The 20,834-nt window shown below is 72.1% G+C and carries 16 protein-coding genes; 2 read left to right on the plus strand and 14 right to left on the minus strand.

Translation table 11 applies throughout. The features are described 5' to 3' along the window. Positions 1 to 2: 2 nt before the first annotated feature. Positions 3 to 1,121 carry a glycerate kinase gene (locus tag OVN18_RS03040; RefSeq protein ID WP_267781828.1) on the minus strand — a complete coding sequence of 373 codons (1,119 nt, stop codon included), beginning with the start codon at positions 1,119 to 1,121 and terminating at the stop codon, positions 3 to 5. A 195-nt stretch (positions 1,122 to 1,316) separates the two neighbouring features. Here OVN18_RS03040 and OVN18_RS03045 point away from each other — a divergent pair, with 195 nt between their 5' ends. Next, positions 1,317 to 2,357 (plus strand): LacI family DNA-binding transcriptional regulator, encoded by a 1,041-nt coding sequence (locus tag OVN18_RS03045; RefSeq protein WP_267781831.1) that lies wholly within the window; start codon positions 1,317 to 1,319, stop codon positions 2,355 to 2,357. A 347-nt stretch (positions 2,358 to 2,704) separates the two neighbouring features. Continuing rightward, the gene (gene arfA / locus OVN18_RS03050; RefSeq protein ID WP_267781832.1) at positions 2,705 to 4,222 is read left to right on the plus strand and encodes an arabinosylfuranosidase ArfA; all 1,518 of its coding nucleotides are present in this window, start codon (positions 2,705 to 2,707) and stop codon (positions 4,220 to 4,222) included. Positions 4,223 to 4,243: 21 nt separating this feature from the next. On the opposite strand, the gene OVN18_RS03055 is transcribed toward arfA, so the two are convergent. The 13 genes from OVN18_RS03055 to OVN18_RS03115 all read right to left on the minus strand — a co-directional run bounded on the left by OVN18_RS03055 (position 4,244) and on the right by OVN18_RS03115 (position 20,803). Continuing rightward, positions 4,244 to 5,539: an FAD-binding protein gene (locus OVN18_RS03055; protein WP_267782889.1), complete on the minus strand. Its 1,296-nt coding sequence runs from the start codon at positions 5,537 to 5,539 to the stop codon at positions 4,244 to 4,246. Positions 5,540 to 5,718: 179 nt separating this feature from the next. After that, positions 5,719 to 6,999 (minus strand): saccharopine dehydrogenase family protein, encoded by a 1,281-nt coding sequence (locus tag OVN18_RS03060; protein ID WP_267781833.1) that lies wholly within the window; start codon positions 6,997 to 6,999, stop codon positions 5,719 to 5,721. An 82-nt stretch (positions 7,000 to 7,081) separates the two neighbouring features. Continuing rightward, on the minus strand, positions 7,082 to 7,777 hold the full coding sequence (locus OVN18_RS03065; RefSeq protein WP_267781835.1) for a phosphatase PAP2 family protein: 696 nt from the start codon (positions 7,775 to 7,777) through the stop codon (positions 7,082 to 7,084). Between the two features lie 78 nt (positions 7,778 to 7,855). Further along, entirely contained in the window at positions 7,856 to 9,085 is a 1,230-nt protein-coding gene (locus tag OVN18_RS03070) for a multidrug effflux MFS transporter (protein WP_267739299.1), read from the minus strand. 227 nt (positions 9,086 to 9,312) lie between these two features. Then, positions 9,313 to 9,903: an HhH-GPD-type base excision DNA repair protein gene (locus OVN18_RS03075; protein WP_267781836.1), complete on the minus strand. Its 591-nt coding sequence runs from the start codon at positions 9,901 to 9,903 to the stop codon at positions 9,313 to 9,315. Between the two features lie 84 nt (positions 9,904 to 9,987). Continuing rightward, positions 9,988 to 11,427, minus strand: a complete 1,440-nt coding sequence (locus OVN18_RS03080) for a GH1 family beta-glucosidase (protein WP_267781839.1) — start codon at positions 11,425 to 11,427, stop codon at positions 9,988 to 9,990. 81 nt (positions 11,428 to 11,508) lie between these two features. Then, positions 11,509 to 12,579 carry a LacI family DNA-binding transcriptional regulator gene (locus OVN18_RS03085; RefSeq protein ID WP_324287804.1) on the minus strand — a complete coding sequence of 357 codons (1,071 nt, stop codon included), beginning with the start codon at positions 12,577 to 12,579 and terminating at the stop codon, positions 11,509 to 11,511. Further along, positions 12,576 to 14,096: an L-arabinose isomerase gene (araA, locus tag OVN18_RS03090; RefSeq protein ID WP_267781841.1), complete on the minus strand. Its 1,521-nt coding sequence runs from the start codon at positions 14,094 to 14,096 to the stop codon at positions 12,576 to 12,578. The genes OVN18_RS03085 and araA overlap by 4 nt, the downstream gene beginning before the upstream one ends. A 58-nt stretch (positions 14,097 to 14,154) precedes the next feature. After that, complete coding sequence (gene araB, locus OVN18_RS03095; protein WP_267781843.1) at positions 14,155 to 15,852, minus strand: ribulokinase; 1,698 nt, start codon at positions 15,850 to 15,852, stop codon at positions 14,155 to 14,157. A 187-nt stretch (positions 15,853 to 16,039) separates the two neighbouring features. Further along, a complete protein-coding gene (gene mmsB / locus OVN18_RS03100) occupies positions 16,040 to 17,260 on the minus strand; it encodes a multiple monosaccharide ABC transporter permease (protein ID WP_267738110.1) in 1,221 nt (406 codons plus the stop codon). Beyond that, positions 17,247 to 18,785 (minus strand): multiple monosaccharide ABC transporter ATP-binding protein, encoded by a 1,539-nt coding sequence (mmsA, locus tag OVN18_RS03105; RefSeq protein WP_267781845.1) that lies wholly within the window; start codon positions 18,783 to 18,785, stop codon positions 17,247 to 17,249. The genes mmsB and mmsA overlap by 14 nt, the downstream gene beginning before the upstream one ends. A gap of 100 nt (positions 18,786 to 18,885) precedes the next feature. Further along, the gene (gene chvE / locus OVN18_RS03110; RefSeq protein ID WP_407666060.1) at positions 18,886 to 20,001 is read right to left on the minus strand and encodes a multiple monosaccharide ABC transporter substrate-binding protein; all 1,116 of its coding nucleotides are present in this window, start codon (positions 19,999 to 20,001) and stop codon (positions 18,886 to 18,888) included. 94 nt (positions 20,002 to 20,095) lie between these two features. Then, the gene (locus OVN18_RS03115) at positions 20,096 to 20,803 is read right to left on the minus strand and encodes an L-ribulose-5-phosphate 4-epimerase (RefSeq protein ID WP_267781847.1); all 708 of its coding nucleotides are present in this window, start codon (positions 20,801 to 20,803) and stop codon (positions 20,096 to 20,098) included. Between the last annotated feature and the right edge of the window lie 31 nt (positions 20,804 to 20,834).

A 20,834-nucleotide genomic window follows, 5' to 3' on the forward strand; every position in this document is an offset into this window, starting at 1 on the left:
CGTCAGCCTAAGCGTCCGGCCAGTTCGGCGCCCGCGTGCTCGAGCCAGTGCTCGGCCCGAGCGATGGCGGCGGCGGAGCCGCCGGCGAGCGCCGCGAGCTCGACAATCGCGGCGAGCCCCTCGGCCGGAGCCGAGGATCCGACCGAGCCCGCGACGACGGCCACGGGCACCCCGGCGTCGGCGGCGAGCCGGGCGACCTCGGCGGGCGCCTTGCCCGCGGCGGTCTGGGCGTCGAAGCGTCCCTCGCCCGTGATCACGAGGTCGGCCGACGCGAGGGCCGAGGCGAGGGCGACCGCCTCGGCGATGCGGCGCGAGCCGCTCGCCATGACGGCTCCGGCGGCGAGCAGGCCGAAGCCGGCCCCGCCCGCGGCGCCCGCGCCCGGGGTCGCGGCGTCGACGTGCGGCAGGAGGGAGGCGAGGTGCGCGAGAGCGGCATCCGCCCCGTCGATGTCGACGACGCCCTTCTGCGGGCCGAAGACGGCGGCCGCCCCGCGCGCGCCGAGCAGCGGGTTGTCGACGTCGCCGAGGATGACGGCGCCGCCGGGCGGGAGCGCGCGCAGCCCGCTGAGGTCGACCGTCGCGAGCGAGTCGAGGCCGCGCAGCCCGAGCGGCACCGGGTCGCCCGCGGCGTCGAGCAGGCGGGCGCCGAGGGCGCGCAGGGCTCCGGCTCCGCCGTCGGTCGAGCTGCTGCCGCCGAGCGCGAGCAGCAGCTGCTCCACTCCCCGCCCTGCCGCGTCGCGGTGATCGAGAGCGGCCGCAATCGCCTCGCCGAACCCGAGCGTATGCGCGTCATCGGGGGCGGGATGCTCGAGCAGGGTGATCCCCGAGGTCGCGGCGAGCTCCACGACCGCGGTCGTCGGCCGGGTCGCCGTGGCGGGCAGCAGCACCCAGTGCGCGTCGACGGGCCGGGAGTCGGGGCCCGTCACCCGCACGGGCATGCGCCGCGCATCCGGCACCGCGACCTCGAAGGCGTCGAGCGTGCCCTCACCGCCGTCGGCCATCGGGCGCGCGACCAGCTCGTCGTCGGGCCGCACCGAGGCCCAGCCGCGGGCGAGCGCCGCGACGACCTCGACGGCGCTGGCGCTGCCCTTGAAGGAGTCGGGGGCGAGGACGACGCGCATCAGGCCTCCCGGGTCAGGCGCACCCCGAACGGCTCGAGGTCGCGGAAACGGCCGGCGAGCGCGATGGCGAGCGCTCGCCCGCGTGGAGCGGCACCCGGCGGACGTCGGGATCGCTGCCGCGAGAGTATCGTGAGCCGCCCGCCACCCGATCGGTGATCCCGGGCGCACCGAGGCTCGAACGAGAGGATAGGCGTCATGGCCCAGCGCGCGCACTCCAGCCCCACGCTGCACGACGTCGCCCGCGAGGCCGGCGTCTCGCTCGCCACCGCCTCGCGTTCGCTCAACGGAAGCACCCGCAAGGTCAACGAGGAGTACCGCGCGCGCGTGCTCGCCGCCGCCGAGCGCCTCGGCTACGTCGCCAACCTCTCGGCGCAGACCATCGCCAAGGGCACCTCCTCGACCCTCGCCCTGCTCGTCAGCGACATCGCCGACCCCTACTTCGCCGCCATCGCCGCGGGCGTGCTCAGCGGCGCCGAGCAGGCCGGGCTCATCACGACCATGGGCATCACGCAGCGCAGCGCCGAGCGCGAGCTCGACCTCGTCAAGACGCTGCGCGGGCAGCGTCCGCGGGTGCTCATCCTCACCGGATCCCGCTACGTCGACGCCGCCCTCGACGAGGCCCTCACCCGCGAACTGCAGGCCTTCGAGTCGACCGGCGGCCGGGTCGTCATGGTCTCGCAGCGCTCGCTGCCCTTCGACACCGTGCAGACCGACGACTACGGCGGCGCGCGCGACCTCGCCGAATCCCTCGTCGATCAGGGCTACCGCTCGTTCGCCGCGCTCACCGGCGTCAGCTCGCTCATGACGGCGCGCGACCGCCTCGCCGGGTTCCGCGACGGGCTCGCCGCGCACGGCCTGAGCCTTCCCGACGAGCGCGTCGTCGAGACCGAGTTCACCCGCCAGGGCGGCTACGACGGCGCCGGTCAGCTGCTGAGCCGCGGGCTCGGCGACGCCGAGCTGCTCTTCGCCGTCAACGACGTCATGGCGGTCGGCGCGATGTCGCGCCTGCGCGAGGAGAGCGTCGACGTGCCCGGCTCGCTCGCGGTCGCCGGCTTCGACGACATCTCCACGGCCCGTGACGTGACGCCCGCGCTCACCACCGTGCGCCTGCCGCTCGAGCGGGTCGGCGCCGCCGCCATCGAGCTCGCGCTCGCCGGCCAGCGCGGCGACGAGCCGACCCTCGTCACCCTCGGCGGCGAGGTCGTGCTGCGCACGAGCACCCCGGCGCGCGGCTAGGGTCGCCTCTTCCTGGCTCGTCCGGCGACGCCGGCCCGGTCGCGCCCGGCCCGGCTCCGTCTGGCACGAATTCAGGCATCGCGGCGCCGCAGCCGGCGTGTCGCCGCACGACACGACGTCGGCGTGCCCGAACGCCTGAATTCGTGCACGCTCGCGCCGAGCATCCCGACCTCTCGGGCCGCGCCGTATGCTGATGTTGTCGCTCGAACTGCCGATAGTTTCGACCGCGTCGTCGCCGCTCACCTGCGCGCGCCGGTCGTCGCCGGCTGAGCGGGCGGCACCGCACCGCATCCCGAACCGCCCCTCACGCCCTTCACCGCCGCACACCCCCACCGGAAGGAGCTGCGATGACGCAGCGCGCCCGCATCACCGTCCACCCCGCCTTCGAGGTCGGCACGATCGACCCGCGCATCTTCGGATCCTTCGTCGAGCACCTCGGCCGCGCCGTGTACACCGGCATCTACGAGCCGGGGCATCCGACGGCCGACGCCGAGGGGTTCCGGCAGGACGTCGCCGACCTCACCCGCGAGCTCGGCACGACCGTCGTGCGCTACCCCGGCGGCAACTTCGTCTCCGGCTACCGCTGGGAGGACGGGGTCGGCCCGCGCGACGAGCGCCCCACCCGCATCGACATGGCCTGGCGCACGATCGAGACGAACGAGATCGGCACCGACGAGTTCGTGCGCTGGACGGCCGCGACCGGTACCGAGCCGATGATGGCCGTCAACCTCGGCACCCGGGGCGTCGCCGAGGCGGCCGAGCTCGTGGAGTACTGCAACGTGCCCGGCGGTACGGAGCTGAGCGAGCGGCGCCGGGCGAACGGGGCCGACGCGCCCCACGGCATCCGCCTCTGGTGCCTCGGCAACGAGATGGACGGCCCGTGGCAGATCGGCCACAAGACCGCGGAGGAGTACGGCCGCCTCGCCAGCCAGGCCGCCCAGGCGATGCGCCGCGTCGACCCGAGCATCGAGCTCGTCGTCTGCGGCAGCTCGAGCCGCGAGATGGAGACCTTCGGCGAGTGGGAGCGGGTCGTGCTCGAGCACACCTTCGACCAGGTCGAGTACATCTCGGTGCACGCCTACTACCAGGAGCGCGACGGCGACCGGGCGAGCTTCCTCGCCTCCGCCGCGGGCTTCGAGGCCTTCATGCACGAGGTCATCGCGACGGCCGACGCGGTCGCCGCCCGCCGGCACTCCGACAAGCGCATCCGGCTCTCGGTCGACGAGTGGAACATCTGGTACATCGACTCCTTCGCCGGGGAGGACAACCTCGAGCTGCTCGAGCGCCCCCGCCTCATCGAGGACGTCTACTCGGCCCTCGACGCCGTCGTCGCCGGCGACCTGCTCGCCACCCTGCTGCGCAACGCCGACCGCGTCGCCATCGCCTGCCTGGCCCAGCTCGTCAACGTCATCGCGCCGATCATGACCGAGCCGGGCGGCGAGGCCTGGCGCCAGACGACCTTCTTCCCCATCGCCCTCACGGCGCAGCACGCCCGCGGCGTGACGCTCGAGGCGCGCACGGAGGGGCCGCGCGCCGCGACGGCGAAGCACGGCGAGGTCGACGCGGTCTCGAGCGTCGTGACGTGGGATGCCGCTGCCGGCTCGCTCGTCGCCATCCTGACGAACCGCTCCCCCCAGCCGGTCGAGCTGCGCCTCGACGCCGCGGGCTTCCGCGAGCTGGCGCTCGCCGAGTCGCACGTCATGGTCGCCGACGACGCCGGTCCTCGGCGCACCGCCGCGGAGGCCGCCGAGGTCGCCCCGCGCCCGCTCGAGGGCGTCGTCGTCGAGGGTGCGGAGCTGCTCGTCACCCTGCCGCCCGAGAGCTGGAGCCTCATCCGGCTCACCGCTGCGGTGCAGCCCGGCTGACGCGCAGCGGGAGGTGGCGCCCTACACGCCCCAGTGCTCGAGCAGCGGCCCGAGCAGCGCCCCGCGGGCATCCCACTCGGTGCGCAGCGCGCGGAACGACTCCCAACGCGGGTAGCGCGCGGCCACGGCCGCCGGATCCATCGTGAAGACCTTGCCCCAGTGGGGTCGGGCGCCGAAGGGCGCGAGCACCGACTCGATGCCGGGCAGCGCCGCACGCACGGCGGGCTCGTCGGGCATCCAGGTGAAATGGATGCCGATGACGTCGCCGCCGTACGCCCCGCTCAGCCACAGATCGTCGCCGCGGATGCTGCGCACCTCGCTCACCTGCAGCAGCCCCTCGAGGGCCGGGCCGTGCGCGCGCATCGCGGCGAGCGCCGCCACCGCGTGCGACCGCGGCACGAAGTACTCGCTCTGCAGCTCGTCGCCGTTCGAGGGCGTGAACTCGGCCCGGAAGTGCGGCAGCCGCTCGAACCACGGCCCAGGCTCCCCGCTCTGGTCGGTGCAGTTCCGGGCCGGCTGACCCCTGAGGGGATGCTCCGCCGAGCCCGTGCGCACCGCCCCGTCGAGCGGCGCGGGCGCCCCGCTCGCCCCCGGCGTCACGCGCGACTTGCGCCACACCTGGTCGATGACGCCGGATCGGCTCCAGTTCGTGAACAGGCTCACGCTCGTCGCCGACCCCATCACCGCGTCGAGGTCGGCGAGCGCCGCATCCCACGGCAGGTCGAGGTCGACGACCTGGGTCATGGCGTAGCTCGGCTCGACCGCGAGCTCGACGCGCGTGACGATGCCGAGCGCCCCGAGCGCGACGACGGCCCCGTCGAAGCCCTCGTCACCGCGGCGGATCATCGCGATGCTGCCGTCGGAGCGCACGAGCTCGAGCCCGACGACCGCGGTCGCGAGGGATCCGGTGGCGTCACCCGAGCCGTGGGTGCCGGTGGCGATCGCGCCGGCGACGCTGATGTGCGGCAGCGAGGCCATCGCGCCGAGCGCCCAGCCCTGCGCGTCGAGCGCGCAGGCGAGCTCGGCGTAGCGCATGCCCGCGGGCACGGAGGCGACGCCCGAGCGCCCGTCCGCGGCCGGCGTCACCGTCACCGAACCCGGCAGCTGCGCGACGGAGACGAGCAGGCCGGAGGTGTCGGCGATGCGCGTGAACGAGTGCCGCGAGCCGAGCGCGCGCACCTGCGGCGCCTCCGCCACGAGCTGCTGCAGCTCGGCGACGCTCGTCGGCTCCGCGAACCGGGATGCTCCGTAGGCGAGGTTGCGCGCCCAGTTCAGCCCGGCGGGGCCGGGTCGGGCGGTGGTCGAGGTCGTCGTCATCGTCACCTGCCCGACCCTACGCCGAGGGCCCCGGAGCCGGCCGACCACCCGCCCCCGTCCGCGCCGCGTCGCGCCGGGTCCGACGTCGAAGTGCGCATTGCGGCTCGAGTTGAGGGTTCGGAACCCTCGACTCGGCGCGAACCCGCGACTCGGCGAGACCCAGCGCCCGCGGGACGCGCTCAGACTGCCGCCGGCGTCCGCTCCTCGTGCCCCCAGGCCTGCCCGTACCCGCCCTCGGCCTCGGGCCGGGCCATGAGCTCGAGGAACGCCTGCGCGTCGAAGGCCTCCGGCCCGAGCACGCCCGCACCGCTCCACGCGCCGGTGGCGAGCAGCTCGAGCGCGATGACGGGGTTGAGCGCGGTCTGCCAGACGACGCACTGGGCCTCGTACTCGGCCATCGTCCACTCGTTGTCGGCCACGTGGTACAGGTACACCTCGCGGGGCGCGCCGTCGACGCCGAGCCCGGTGACCCAGAGTCCGGCGCAGGTCTTGCCGGTCATCCGGGGCCCCAGGGTCGCCGGGTCGGGCAGGCCCGCGGCCACGACGTCGCGGGGGCTGACCTCGACGGGGCCGTTCGCCGAGCGCACGCGCACGGGCGCGGTGCGGTCGAGCCCGAGCTGGTTGAGGGTCTTGAGAATGCCGATGAACTCGTCGCCGAGCCCGTACTTGAAGGTCACGCGCTTCGCATCGATGAAGCGCGGCATGAGCAGCACCTCCTCGTGCTCGACGTTGACGCACTCGACCGGGCCGATGCCCTCGGGGAAGTGGAAGACCTCGGGCTCGCTGAACGGCGCGGTGGTGAACCAGCCGCGGTCCTTCTCCCACACGACGGGCGGGTTGAGGCACTCCTCGATGGTCGTCCAGATGCTGAACGAGGGGGCGAAGATCTCGTTGCCCTCGTCGTCGCGCACGACGAGGTTCGCGCCGTCGCGGGTGCCGAGCTCGTCGATCTCGCTGAAGAGGTGGTCGGCGGCGTAGCGGGCGAAGACGTCACTGAGGCCGGGCTCGACGCCCATGCCGACGAGCGCGAGGCGCCCGGCGGCCTCCCACTCGGCAGCGGCGGCGAACTGCTCGTCGCCGAGCTTGACGCCGGTGAGCGCGTGCGGCTCGGTCGGGTGCGGCGACGACAGGCTCATCGCCATGTCGAGGTAGTCGGCGCCGGCGGCGAGCGCCCCGGCGAAGATCGTCGGAACGAACTTGGGCTCGACGGCGTTCATGACGTGGGTGGCGCCGTGCTCGCGGGCGACCCGCTCGACCGCGGCCGCGTCGCTCGCGTCGATCTGCGCGGCCACGAAGCGGCCGCCCTGGTCGCCGTGGCGCTCGGCGATCCAGGCGACCGAGCGCTCGGCCCGGCCGAGGTCGTAGTCGCTGACGATCATCGTCTCGAAGAACGAGCGACGGGCGGCGATCTTGGCGATCGCGTCGCCCACGCCCCCGGCGCCGACAAGCAGGATTCTCATGCGGGCCATGTTATCCAAGTGGACAACAAAGGGGAAGAGGCGAGGGGGTGCCCGGCGCGGGCCGCGCCTCAGCCCAGTCCGATCACCCGGCCTGCGCGTCCGGCACGGGGTCGCCGGCCCCGCGCCGCCCGCGCGGCTCCTCCCCCAGTTTCACGGCGAAGGGCACCGCGACCATGACGGCGACCGCGACGCCGACGAGGGCGCCGCCGATCGTGTCGGTGATCCAGTGCGCGCCGAGGTAGGTGCGGGCGAGCGCCATCGCCACGATGTAGGCCGCGCCGAGCATCCACACCCACCACCGGCCCGGACGCAGCCCGAAGATGACGACGAAGGTGACCGCGAGCGTCGCCGCGTTCGCGACGTGGCCGGAGGGGAACGAGCCGAAGTCCGCCACGACGAGGATGTCCTCCGGGCGCGCGCGCCCGAACAGGTTCTTCAGCAGCTGCACGACCCCGGCGCTCAGCACCGCCGCGACCACCGAGTAGAGCGCGCCCCACGGACGCCGCAGCACGAGCAGCAGCACCGCGAGCCCGATCGGCACCACGACGATGCCGACGATGTGCCCGCCGAACCAGTCGAGGAAGAAGGCGGGGACGTCGAGCCACGGCGCCCGCTCCTCGAGCAGCTCGTCCATGAACTCCTCGTCGAGCGCGGTGGGCGACTCCCGCAGGGCGACGAGCAACCCGACGAGCACGGCGGCCGCGAGGCCGACGCCCCCCGTGATGAGCGGCCAGCGCCGGCGGATCCGGCGGCGTTCTGCGGGGGTCACGGTGGTCATGGGCGAACACTACCGAGGGCACCGGGGCCGGGCGGCGTGCGCGTGGGGCGGATGCTCAGCGCGAGCATCCCGTCGCGCTCAGCGCGAGAGCGCCGGAACCGTGCGCGGCCGCACGATGAACCACAGCGAGAGCACCGCCACCGAGGCCGCGATCGCCATCGCGACGCCCATCGGGGTGGCGCTGTCGATGCCGAAGATCCCCACGACGGGAGAGAGCAGCCCGGCGAGCCCGAAGTTCATCGCGCCGAGCAGCGAGGCGGCGGTGCCGGCCTCCTTGCCGTGGTTGACGAGGGCGAGCACCTGCACCATCGGGAACCCGAAGCCGCAGGCCGTGATGAAGAAGAACAGCGGCACGATCGTGCCCCACATGCCCGCGCCGATCTGGTCGAGCACCACGATCGCGATCGCGCTCGTCAGCAGCACCGCCGTCGAGACGGAGAGGATCCACTGCGGGCCGACGATCTTGGCCAGGCGCGAGCTCACCTGCACGCCGATCACGACTCCGATGGAGTTGGTGGCGAAGACGATGCCGTAGGCCTGGGCGTCCAGCCCGTAGACGTCCTGGAAGAGGAACGACGAGGCCGAGAGGTAGGCGAAGAGGCCGGTGAAGGTGAAGCCGCCGATGATGGCGACGCCGACGAAGATGCGGTCGCGGAACAGCGCGCGGTAGCGCTCGCCGAGCGTCGAGTGGCCGGGGTCGCTGCGGCGCGCGGGCGGCAGGGTCTCGACGATGAGGAGCCAGGAGGCGACGACGACGAGCACGCCGTAGCAGGCGAGCACGCCGAACAGGCCGCGCCAGGGCATGACGAGCAGCAGCTGCGAGCCGATGAGCGGCGCGAGCACCGGAGCGAGCCCGGTGACGAGCGCGAGCCGCGAGAGCATGCGCACGAGCGGATAGCCGCCGAACAGGTCGCGCACCATCGCCATGGCGACGACGCCGCCGGCCGCGGCTCCGGCGCCCTGCAGCACCCGGGCCGCGAGCAGCCACGAGACGTCGGGGGCGAGGGCGACGGCGAGGCTCGCGGCGACGTGCACGGTCGTCGCCAGGATGAGCGGCAGGCGCCGGCCGATGCGGTCGCTCCACGGCCCGACGATGAGCTGACCGAAGCCGAACCCGATCATCGTGGCGGTGAGGGTGAGCTGCACCAGCGCGACGCTGACCCCGAGATCGGCCTCGACCTGCGGGAACGCCGGCAGGTACAGATCGACGGTGAAGGGCCCGAGGGCGGTGAGCGCGCCGAGCACGAGCACGTAGGTCGCGCGCTGGCGCCGCGTGAGCGAATCACCGGGGTGGACGACGGTCGACACGGTCGGCACGGCCTTTCCATGGCAGGGCGTACCGATCGTCAGGGGCGACCGGTCGACGCTGAACGGGATGCTGCGCCGAGGCGGCGCGAGAGGCGCGGGTGGTCCTGCGCGCAGTCGATCCTACGCTCGACCCGGCCTCACGTCGAATCGATTCGACAATTCGTCGTCGCGCCGGACGAACCCGCGCGGCGCGTCCTCGTGCCGCGGGCGGGCGAGCGCGGAAGCGCTCAGCCCTTGTCGGCCTTCGCGGCCTTCGCCGCCTTCTTGGCCGCGCGCACCCGCGCGAGCGACTCGGCATCGACGATGTCGGCGACCGAGGCCTCGGAGCCCTCCTCGCCGTAGCGGCCGGCGGCCTCGCGCCACCCGGGCGCCTGCAGCCCGCACTGCTTGCCGAGCAGGGCGAGGAAGATGCGCGCCTTCTGCTCGCCGAAGCCGGGCAGAGCCTGCAGCCGACGCAGCACCTCGGCGCCGTCGGGGGCCTCGCCCGAGCCCTCGGCGGGGCGCGTCCAGATGGCCGCGGCGTCGCCGGCCCACTCGTCGCGCACGACCGCCGCGAGGCTCTGCACCCGCGCCGCCATCGACCCGGGGAAACGGTGCACGGCGGGGCTCTCGCGGAACGCCTCGAGGAAGCGATCCGGGTCGGTGCCGGCGATCGTCGCCGGGTCGACCGAGCCCAGGCGGTCGCGGATCTTCGCGGGGCCGGCGAACGCCGTCTCCATGGGCACCTGCTGATCGAGCAGCATGCCGACGAGGAGCGCGAAGGGGTCGTCGGTGAGCAGGGCGTCGGCCGGGGCATCCCCCGTGATGTTCAGAGCCATGCGGCTATCGCACCACGCCCGCCTGCGAGGCCGCTCACGAGCGAGGCGCCCGGCCAGCACGAGCCGGCCGGGCGCCGAGCACCCCTACTCGGGGATGCGCCGCGTGCGGATGAGCTCCGAGTACCAGTGGCCCGACTGCTTGACGGTGCGCTCGAGCGACTCGTAGTCGACGTGCACGATTCCGAAGCGCTTGGTGTAGCCGTAGGCCCACTCGAAGTTGTCCATGAGGCTCCACACCTGGTAGCCGCGCAGGTCGACCCCGCGCTGCATGGCGCGGTGGGCGGCCGTGAAGTGGCGGCGCAGGTAGTCGATGCGCAGCGGGTCGTCGACGCGGCCGTCGACGACCTCGTCGCCGGGGAACGCGGCCCCGTTCTCGGTGATCATGAGCGGCAGCTCGGGGAACTGCTCGTGCAGATCCATGAGCAGCTGCTCGAGGCCGTCGGGCGCGATGTTCCAGCCCATGTCGGTGTACGGGCCGGGCTGCTCGACGAACTCGACGTCGTCCGAGCCGGGCCAGGGCGAGCCGGCGGAGTCGCCGTGCCCGTCGGCGGTCGAGCGCGGCGAGTGGCCGTCCCACATGCGCACCGTCACGGTCGAGTAGTAGTTGACGCCGAGCACGTCGATCGGCTGGTGGATCTGCTCGAGGTCGCCGTCGCGCACGAACGACCAGTCGGTGACGGATGCCGTGTCCTGGAGCAGATCGGCCGGGTACGCGCCGCGCAGCATCGGGCCGGTGAAGGCGCGGTTCGCCAGCGCGTCGATGCGCCGGATCGCCTCCTCCTGCGAGGCCTGCTCGGCCCGCTCGTCCCCGCGGATCATGTGCAGGTTGAGCGTCGCCGAGTACTGCGTCTCGGGCCGGGTGACGGTCGAGCGCAGCGCCTGCAGGCCGAGGCCGTGGGCGAGGTTGAGGTGGTGCACGGCGGTGAGGGCGGCGGCGCCGTTCGCCACGCCGGGGGCGTGCACGCCCGAGCCGTAGCCGAGGTAGGCGCTGCACCACGGCTCGTTGAGCGTCGTCCAGGTGTGGATGCGGTCGCCCAGCGCCTCGCCGAGGTGGTGGGCGTAGTCGGCGAAGCGGAACGCGGTGTCGCGGTTGCGCCAGCCGCCCTCGTCCTCGAGGGCCTGCGGCAGGTCCCAGTGGTACATCGTCGCGATGGGGGTGATACCGCGGGCGAGCAGCCCGTCGACGAGGCGGCCGTAGAAGGCGAGCCCCTTCTCGTTGGGCCGACCGGTGCCCTCGGCCTGGATGCGCGGCCACGCGATCGAGAAGCGGTAGGCCTCGAGGCCCATGCGCTGCATGAGGTCGAGGTCGGCGTCGAGGCGGTGGTAGTGGTCGTCGGCCACGTCGCCGGTGTGACCGTGCAGCACGCGGCCGGGGGTGTGGCTGAAGGTGTCCCAGATGGAGGGGCCGCGACCGTCCTCGGTCACCGCGCCCTCGATCTGGTAGCTGGCGGTGGCGGAGCCGAAGAGGAATCCGGCGGGGAACTCGAGGCCGGAGTCGCGGTAGTCGGGAGTGCTGTCGGTCATGGGTCGAGCCTATTCCTTCAGGTGTGCAACCGCTCCCACAGGGATGGGCGCGGGTCGGGCGGGTCGGGCGCGCGGGCGGACTCAGGGGGCGGCGGGCGGCGGGGCGGTGGATGCTCGCACGACGAGCTGCGCCGCGATCACCCGATGCCCGGTGGCCTCGGGGTCGCCCGCGAGCGCGTCGAGCAGCGCGCCGAGACTGTCGGCCCCGAGCGCGCGGAAGTCCTGGCGCACCGTCGTCAGCGGCGGCAGGAAGTGGTGCGCGTCGGGCACGTCGTCGAAGCCGATGACGCTCAGGTCGTCGGGCACGCGGATCCCGCGCTCCACGAGACCGTGCACGAGGCCGAGCGCCATCTGGTCGTTGGCGGCGAAGACGGCGGTCGCTCCGGCCAGGGCGGCCGGGTCGCCCGGCTCGGTCGCCGCGCGGTAGCCCGAGTCCGAGCTCCAGTCGCCGCGGGCGGGCTCGTGGATGGGCAGTCCGGCGCGGGTCAGGGCATCCCGCCAGCCGCGTTCGCGGGCGGCCGCGTCGAGCCAGTCGGCGGGCCCGGCGAGGTGGCGGATCTCGCGGTGCCCGAGCCCGATGAGGTGCTCGACCGCGGCGACCGCTCCGCCGTACTGATCGACGGCCGAGGTCAGCAGCCCCGCGTCGGCCTCGGCCGTGATGACGAGGGTCGGGCAGCGGTCGACGATGCCGCGCACGGCGGCGAGCGCCGAGGCGCGCGGCGCGATGACGCAGAGCCCGTCGATGCCCTGCAGCATGAGCTGCCCGAGCGCGGCATCCACCGAGAAGTCGGGGTCGTCGGCGACCGTGGTCACGCTCACGTGGTAGCCGCGGCCGCGCGCCGCCTCCTCGAGGCCGCGCAGCGTGCTCGTCGGCCCGTACTGCACGGGGCTGTCGATGAGCACGCCGATGCGCCGCGACTCGTTCGTCGCGAGCGCGCGGGCGAAGGAGTTGCGGGTGAAGCGCAGCTCGGCCATCGCGGCCTCGACCCGGGCCCGCGTGGTGGCGCGGATGTTGGGGTGGTCGTTGATGACCCGCGAGACGGTCTGGTGCGAGACGCCGGCGAGGCGCGCGACGTCGTAGATGCTCGCGCGGGCGGGGCGGGATGCGGGCGCCGGACGCCCGTCGCCCGGCCCCGCCGGCTCGCCGCTCAGAGTCCCTGCGCCAATCGGTAGTACGCGGCGTTCGCGCGCACCTCCTGCGCGAAGCCGCGCTCGGTCGTGGACTCGTCGATGACGAGCAGCTCGACGCCGGCGATGTGGGCGAAGTCGGCGAAGACCTCGACGCCGACCTGCGTCGACATGACTGTGTGGTGCGCGGCGCCCGCGGTGAGCCAGGAGGCGGCCGAGGTCGCGAAGTCGGGAGCGGGCTTCCAGACGGCGTGACCGACGGGCAGCTTCGGCATCGGATGCGGCAGGGCCACGTTCTCGACGACGTTCGCGACGAGCCGGAAGCGGTCGCGCATGTCGCTGAGCGCCGCGACGACCGCGGGGCCGGCGTCGGCGGTGAAGACCAGCCGCACCGGGTCCTCCTTGCCGCCGATGCCGAGCGGGTGCACCTCGAGGCGCGGGCGCTGCGATGTGAGCGAGGGGCTGACCTCGAGCATGTGCGCGCCGAGGATGAGCTCGTTGCCGGGCTCCAGGTGGTACGTGTAGTCCTCCATCAGGCTCGCGCCGCCGGGCAGGCCGGCGCCCATGACGGCGGCGGCGCGCACGAGCACCGCGGTCTTCCAGTCGCCCTCGGCGCCGAAGCCGTATCCGTCGGCCATGAGGCGCTGCACGGCGAGGCCGGGCAGCTGGCGCAGCGCGCCGAGATCCTCGAACGAGGTCGTGAAGGCGCCGAAGCCGCCCGCCTCGAGGAACGAGCGCAGACCCAGCTCGATGGCCGCGCCGTAGCGCAGCGAGTCGGCGCGCTCGGCGCCCGGGTGCAGCTCGGGCGCGACGTCGTAGAGGTCGACGTACTCGGCGACGAGCTCGGTGATCGCCGCGTCGGAGACGGCGTGCACGGCGTCGGCGAGCTCGGTGACGCCCCAGGTGTTCACCTGCACGCCGAAGCGCAGCTCGGCCTCGGTCTTGTCGCCCTCGGTGACGGCGACGTAGCGCATGTTGTCGCCGAAGCGGGCGAGCTTCAGCTCGTGGGTGGCGTGCCAGCCGGCGGCGGCGCGCGCCCAGACGCCCACGCGGTCGGTGACGGCCGGGTTCGAGACGTGCCCGACGACGGTCGTACGGGCCACTCCGAGCCGCGACTGGATGTACCCGAACTCGCGGTCGCCGTGCGCCGCCTGGTTGAGGTTCATGAAGTCGAAGTCGATCTCGCTCCAGGGCAGCTCGACGTTCGCCTGGGTGTGCAGGTGCAGCAGGGGCTTCTGCAGGGCGTCGAGCCCGGCGATCCACATCTTGGCCGGGCTGAAGGTGTGCATCCATGCGATCACGCCGATGACGTTCTCGGCGGCGTTCGCCTGCTGCATCACGCGCTTGATGCTCGTGCTGTCGACCAGGGTCGGCTTCCAGACGATCGTCACCGGGATGCTCGACGCGGCCTGCAGACCGGCGACGACCTCCCGCGACTGCGCCGCCACCTGCCGCAGCGTCTCGTCGCCGTACAGGTTCTGGCTGCCGGTGAGGAACCAGACCTCGTAGGTCGACAGGTCGGGGACGATGCTGCGGCTCATGGGCGGGCCTTTCGGGGCTGAGGAGAGAGTGAAGGGGAGGAGCGGGGGCGGAACGGGCTCAGGCGCGCACGGCGCGGCGACGCGCCTTGAGCCGCTTCATGACGTCGTTCGCGCCGCGACCGAAGTAGTCGTGCAGCTGCAGGTAGTCGGCGTAGAGGGCGTCGTAGGCGTCGGCGGCCTCCGGGTTCGGCGTGTAGGCGGCGACGGTGCGCGAGCCCATGGCGGCTCCGGCCTCGCGCACGTCGGCGTAGGCGCCCGCGGCGACCGCGGCGTGGATCGCCGAGCCGAGCGCCGGGCCCTGCTCGCTCGCGATGGTCGAGATGGGCATCCGCAGCACGTCGCTGTAGATCTGCATGAGCACCGGGTTCTTGATGAGGCCGCCCGCGGCGATGAACTCCGTCACCGGAACGCCCGACTCGGAGAAGGCCTCGACGATGCGCCGGGTGCCGTAGGCGGTCGACTCCAGCAGCGCGTGGTAGACCTCCTCGGGGCGGGTGGTGAGCGTCATGCCGAGCACGAGCCCGCTGAGCTCGGTGTCGACCAGCACCGAGCGGTTGCCGTTGTGCCAGTCGAGGGCGAGCAGGCCGTGGTCGCCGACGGGGCGGTCGGCGGCGAGGTCGGTGAGGTGCTGGTGGATGCTCGTCCCCGCGGCCTCGGCGGCGGCGAAGGCCTGTGCGGGCACCTGGTTCTTCACGTACCACGCGAAGATGTCGCCCACGCCCGACTGGCCCGCCTCGTAGCCGTACAGCCCGTCGACGATGCCGCCGTCGACGACGCCGCACATGCCGGGCACCTCGGCGAGCGTCGCGCCGTTCATGACGTGGCACGTGCTCGTGCCCATGATCGCGACCATCTGGCCGGGCTCGACGGCCTGCGCGGCCGGAGCGGTGACGTGCGCGTCGACGTTGCCGACCGCGACGGCGATGCCCTCGGGCAGGCCCGTCCAGGCCGCGGCCTCGGCCGTGAGCCCCCCGGCGCGCTGGCCGAGTCGACCGATCTCGTGCGCGAGCTTGTCGTCGACGAACCCGGCGAAGTCGGGGTTGAGCGCCGCGAGGAAGGCGCGGTCGGGGTAGGCGCCGTCCTGGTAGATGCCCTTGTAGCCGGCGGTGCAGGCGTTGCGCAGGTAGGTGCCGCTGAGCTGCCAGACGATCCAGTCGGCGGCCTCGATCCAGCGGTCGGTCGCCGCGTAGACCTCGGGCGCCTCCTCGAGCAGCTGCAGGGCCTTGGCGAACTCCCACTCGCTCGAGATGAGTCCGCCGTAGCGGGGCAGCCAGGCCTCGCCGCGCTCGGCGGCGAGGGCGTTGATGCGGTCGGCCTGACGCTGGCCGGCGTGGTGCTTCCAGAGCTTGACGTAGGCGTGCGGGTTCTCGCGCCACTCGTCGAGGAACGAGAGCGGCGTTCCGTCGGCGGTCACGGGCAGCGGCGTCGAGGCCGTGAAGTCGGTGGCGATGCCGATGACGTCGCCCGGGTCGATGCCGGCGGCCGCGACCGCGGCGGGCACGGCCTGCTGCAGCACCTCGACGTAGTCGCGGGCATCCTGCAGCGCCCACTCGGGGGGCAGGGCGGCGCCGGTCGCGGCGAGCGTCGTGTCCATGACGGCGTGCCGGTACTCGTGCACGCCCGTGCCGAGCTCGGCCCCGTCGGCGACGCGCACGACGACGGCGCGGCCCGAGAGGGTGCCGTAGTCGACGCCGATGACGTACTGGTCGCGCCCGGTCGGCGCAGCGGAGGGGGTGGGGGTGGCGTCGTTGCTCACGGGTGTCGCTCTCCATTCGATGGCGCGGGATCGCCCGCGCGCGGCGCCCGTTTGTTAGCGGTAACAATTCGGGCTCGTCCATTGAACGCCCCCGGGCGACGGCTGTCAAGACGACGGGGGCGGGATGCGACGACGCCCCGCCCGGGCGAACCCGGGCGGGGCGTCGTCGTGCCTCAGCGCGAGCGGCCTAGCTGCGGGCGCGCTTGCGGTTGTACACGTCGAAGGCGACGGCGAGCAGCAGCACGACGCCCTTGATGAACTGCTGGTAGTCGGTGCTCACGCCGAGCAGCGACATGCCGTTGTTGAGCACGCCGACGATCAGACCACCGGTGATGGCGCCGATCACGGTGCCGACGCCGCCCTGCACCGCCGCGCCGCCGATGAAGGCGGCCGCGATCGCATCGAGCTCGAACAGGTTGCCCGCACCCGGGCCTGCCGAGTTGAGGCGGCCGGTGAAGATGATGCCAGCGAGCGCGGCGAGCACGCCCATGTTGACGAACAGGTAGAAGTCGATCTTGCGGGAGTTGATGCCCGACAGGTTCGCCGCGTTGCGGTTGCCGCCGACGGCGTAGATGTGGCGGCCGAAGACGCTGCGGTTCATCACCTGCGTGTAGACGACGACCAGCACGCCGAGCACGATGAGCACGATCGGCGTTCCGCGCGATCCGGGGGCGACGCCCAGCAGGTAGGTGAGGAACAGGATGAGGCCCGAGCCGAAGGCGAGCTTCACGATGAACCACCAGGCCGGCTCGGTCTCGAGGTTGAGCTTCGTGCGCTTGATGCGGCCCTGCAGCTGCGAGACGACGAACATCACGAGGGCGATGAGGCCGAGGCCCACGGTGATCCACTCGGCCGGGCTCGTCGTCGCGGGGAACAGCTGCGGGAACACGTAGCCGGCACCGAGCTGGCGGTACTCCGTCGGGAACGGCGTGATCTGCGTGTTGCCGAGCACGATCTGGGTGAGACCGCGGAAGATCAGCATGCCCGCGAGGGTCACGATGAACGCCGGGATGCCGACGATGGCGACCCAGAACCCCTGCCAGCATCCGACGATCGCGCCGATGACGAGCGAGACGATGATCGCGACCCACCATGGGAAGTCGAGATCGCGCACCATCACGCCCGACATCGCGCCGACGAAGGCGGCGACCGAGCCGACCGAGAGGTCGATGTGCCCGGCGATGATGATCATCACCATGCCGATCGCGAGGATGAGGATGTAGCTGTTCTGCACGATGACGTTCGAGACGTTGCCCGCGGTGAGCAGGCGGCCCTCGGTCAGCACCTGGAACAGGATGACGATGACGATCAGCACCAGGAAGATGCCGATCTGACGCAGGCGCGAGCTCAGGAAGCTCAGCACCTCCGATCGACTGGACGCGGTGCGGGTTGCGCTAGCCGATGACATGGTCGGCCTCCTTCTCCTTGGTCATGAGCACCATGAGTGCCTCGGGGGTGGCCTGCTCGATCGGCAGCTCACCGGTGATGGTGCCCTCGGAGAGGGCGTAGATGCGGTCGCAGATTCCGAGCAGCTCGGGCAGCTCGCTCGAGATGACGATGACCGCCTTCCCCTGCGCCGCGAGCTCGTTGATGATCGTGTAGATCTCGTACTTGGCGCCGACGTCGATGCCGCGGGTGGGCTCGTCGAGGATGAGCACCTCGGGGTCGGAGTACAGCCACTTCGACAGCACGACCTTCTGCTGGTTGCCGCCCGAGAGCTTGCCCGTCACGACGTCCACCGAGGGCGCCTTGATGTTCATGCTCTTCCGGTAGCCCGCGGCGACGATCTGCTCCTGCCCGCCGTCGACCCACCCGCGCGGGGCGAGCTTCTTCATGCCGGCGGTGGAGATGTTCCGCTTGATGTCGTCGATGAGGTTGAGGCCGAAGACCTTGCGATCCTCGGTGGCGTAGGCGAGTCCGTTGCGGATGGCCTCCGGCACCGATCGCGCCTGGATCTCGTTCCCCCGCATGAAGAGTCGGCCGCTGATGCGCGAGCCGTAGGAGCGGCCGAAGATGCTCATCGCGAGCTCGGTGCGCCCGGCGCCCATGAGCCCCGCGATGCCGACGACCTCGCCGGCGCGCACGTTCAGGCTTGCTCCGTGAATGATCGTGCGGTCGCCGTCGGTGGGGTGATGCACCGTCCAGTCCTCGACGCGGAACACCTCCTCGCCGATGGTGACGGTGCGGTCGGGGTAGCGGTGCTCGAGGTCGCGGCCGACCATGCCCTTGATGATGCGGTTCTCGGTGACGTCCGCGAGGTCGAGGGTCTCGATCGTGCGGCCGTCGCGGATGATCGTGACCTCGTCGGCGATGGCTTTGATCTCGTTGAGCTTGTGGCTGATGATGATCGACGTGATGCCCTGCCCCTTGAGGTGGCGGATCAGGTCGAGCAGGTGCGCGGAGTCCTCGTCGTTGAGAGCCGCGGTGGGTTCGTCGAGGATGAGCAGCTTCACGTTCTTCGACAGCGCCTTGGCGATCTCGACGAGCTGCTGCTTGCCGACGCCGATCTCGTTGACGACCGTGGTGGGGCTGTCGCCCAGGCCGACGCGGGCCAGCAGCTTCGCGGCCTCGGCGTTCGTCTCGTCCCAATCGATGAAGCCGCGCTTCTGCCGCTCGTTGCCGAGGAAGATGTTCTCGGCGATCGACAGGTAGGGGCTCAGGGCGAGCTCCTGGTGGATGATGACGATGCCCGACTTCTCGCTGTCGCGGATGTCCTTGAACTGCATCGTCTCGTTCTCGAAGACGATGTCGCCCGTGTACGTGCCGTGCGGGTAGACGCCCGACAGCACCTTCATGAGGGTCGACTTGCCTGCCCCGTTCTCGCCGCAGATCGCGTGCACGTGGCCGCGCTCGACGGTGAGCGTGACGTCCTGCAGCGCTTTGACGCCGGGGAACTCCTTGGTGATGGTGCGCATCTCGAGGATGGTGCTCATGGATGCTCCTTCTCCTCTGCGGGTGAACGGTGCGGGGTGATGGGGATGGTGCGGGCCCGGCCGCGAACGACCGGACCCGCACCCGATGGATCGGAACCTACTAGCCGAGCTCCTCAGCGGTGTAGTAGCCGCTGCCGATGAGCACGTCCTCGTAGTTGTCGACCGTGACGATCGTCGACTCGAGCAGGAACGACGGCACGATCTTGACCGTGTTGTCGTAGGTCTCGGTGTCGTTGACCTCGGGCTCCTCGCCGTTCTGCAGGGCATCCACCATCGCGACGGCCTGCTCGGCGAGCAGACGGGTGTCCTTGAAGATGGTCGAGTACTGCTCGCCGGCGATGATCGACTTCACCGAGCCGACCTCGGCGTCCTGGCCCGTGATGGTGGGCAGGGCGTCGGTCGAGTAGCCGCCCGAGGTGAGGGCGGAGATGATGCCGATCGAGAGGCCGTCGTAGGGCGAGAGAACGCCATCGATCTGCGTGTCGCCGATGATGGTGAGGATGTTCTCCATGCGCTCCTGCGCGGTCTCGGGCAGCCAGCGGAGGATCGCCACCTGCTCGAAGTCGACCTGGCCGGAGGGGACGACGAGGGTACCGTCGTCGATGAGCGGCTGGATGACGCTCATGGCGCCGTTGAAGAAGAACCCGGCGTTGTTGTCGTCGGGGCTGCCGGCGAAGAGCTCGACGTTCAGCGGGCCGGCGAGGTCGGTGCGCTCACCGTTCTCGTCGAACACGCCCATGCCGATGAGCAGCGAGGTGGCCTGCTGCACGCCGACCTGGAAGTTGTCGAAGGTCGTGTAGTAGTCGACGTTCTCGGTGCCGTTGATGAGGCGGTCGTAGGCGATGACGGGGATGCCCGCATCGGCGGCCTGCTGCAGCACGTCGGTGAGGGTCGTGCCGTCGATCGAGGCGATGATGAGGGCCTCGGCACCGCTCGAGATCATGTTCTCGATCTGCGACACCTGGGTGGGGATGTCGTCGTTCGCGAACTGGAGGTCGACCTCGTAGCCGAGGTCCTCGAGCTGCGACTGCACGTTGTCGCCGTCGGCGATCCAGCGCTCGGACTGCTGCGTGGGCATCGAGACGCCGATGATGCCGCCCGCCTCGTCCTCGCCGCCGCCGGCGCCACCGCCGGTGCGGTCCCCGGCGCAGCCGGCCAGTGCCAGCGACATGACTCCTGCGGCGGCGATGCCCAGGAGGAACTTGGAGTTCTTCACTGTGTGTCCTTTCAATGGGAATGATGGTGGTGCAACGGGATGCTGCTCTCGGCCTCGAGCGCCGCATCCGCATCCCGGGTCAGGCCCGGGAGGTTCATCGGGGCGGGGGTTCCGCCTGGCCGTACACGTTCTGGTACCGGTCGTAGAGCGAGTCGATCGCGGCCGGGTCGATGGGGTGGGGCTCGCCGAGGCTGCGGGCGAGGTGCACGCTGCGCGCGGCGTCCTCGACCATGACGGCCGCCTTGACGGCGGCGCGGGCATCCTTGCCGATCGTGAACGGCCCGTGGTTCGCCATGAGCACGGCGGGCGAGCGGTGGCCGCGCAGTGTCTCGACGATGCCGCGGCCGATCGAGTCGTCGCCGATGATCGCGAAGGGGCCGATGGGGATCTCGCCGCCGAACTCGTCGGCGATCGCGGTGAGCACGCAGGGGATGGGCTCGCGACGGGCGGCCCAGGCGCAGGCGTAGGGGCTGTGCGTGTGCACGACGCCGCCGACCTCGGGCATGTTCCGGTAGACGTACGCGTGCGCGGCGGTGTCGCTCGAGGGGCTGCGGTCGCTGCCGGGGGTATCGGGCACGACCTCGCCGTCGAGCGTGCAGAGGATCATCGCGGCCGCGTCGAGGTCGTCGTAGCCGACGCCGCTGGGCTTGATGACGAAGAGGTCGGCGCCGGGCACGCGGCCCGAGACGTTGCCGCCCGTCCAGACGACGAGCCCGTAGCGCACGAGCTCGGCGTGCAGGGCGGCGACCTCGTCGCGCACGCGGGCGACGGCCACCTGCACCGCGGGGCTGAGCGCGCTCATGCCGAGGCCTCCCCCGAGAGGTCGAGGAGCG

It is taken from the genome of Microcella daejeonensis, assembly GCF_026625045.1.
Taxonomy (GTDB): Bacteria; Actinomycetota; Actinomycetes; order Actinomycetales; family Microbacteriaceae; genus Microcella; species Microcella daejeonensis.

Coding starts and splice junctions, on each gene's coding strand:
- OVN18_RS03040 (WP_267781828.1), bottom strand. CDS start 1,121: ATGCGCGTCGTCCTCGCCCCCGACTCCTTCAAGGGCAGCGCCAGCGCC.
- araA (WP_267781841.1), bottom strand. CDS start 14,096: ATGAGCCGCAGCATCGTCCCCGACCTGTCGACCTACGAGGTCTGGTTC.
- OVN18_RS03080 (WP_267781839.1), bottom strand. CDS start 11,427: ATGACCGACAGCACTCCCGACTACCGCGACTCCGGCCTCGAGTTCCCC.
- mmsA (WP_267781845.1), bottom strand. CDS start 18,785: ATGAGCACCATCCTCGAGATGCGCACCATCACCAAGGAGTTCCCCGGC.
- OVN18_RS03065 (WP_267781835.1), bottom strand. CDS start 7,777: ATGACCACCGTGACCCCCGCAGAACGCCGCCGGATCCGCCGGCGCTGG.
- mmsB (WP_267738110.1), bottom strand. CDS start 17,260: ATGTCATCGGCTAGCGCAACCCGCACCGCGTCCAGTCGATCGGAGGTG.
- OVN18_RS03115 (WP_267781847.1), bottom strand. CDS start 20,803: ATGAGCGCGCTCAGCCCCGCGGTGCAGGTGGCCGTCGCCCGCGTGCGC.
- OVN18_RS03060 (WP_267781833.1), bottom strand. CDS start 6,999: ATGAGAATCCTGCTTGTCGGCGCCGGGGGCGTGGGCGACGCGATCGCC.
- OVN18_RS03045 (WP_267781831.1), top strand. CDS start 1,317: ATGGCCCAGCGCGCGCACTCCAGCCCCACGCTGCACGACGTCGCCCGC.
- OVN18_RS03075 (WP_267781836.1), bottom strand. CDS start 9,903: ATGGCTCTGAACATCACGGGGGATGCCCCGGCCGACGCCCTGCTCACC.
- OVN18_RS03055 (WP_267782889.1), bottom strand. CDS start 5,539: ATGACGACGACCTCGACCACCGCCCGACCCGGCCCCGCCGGGCTGAAC.
- arfA (WP_267781832.1), top strand. CDS start 2,705: ATGACGCAGCGCGCCCGCATCACCGTCCACCCCGCCTTCGAGGTCGGC.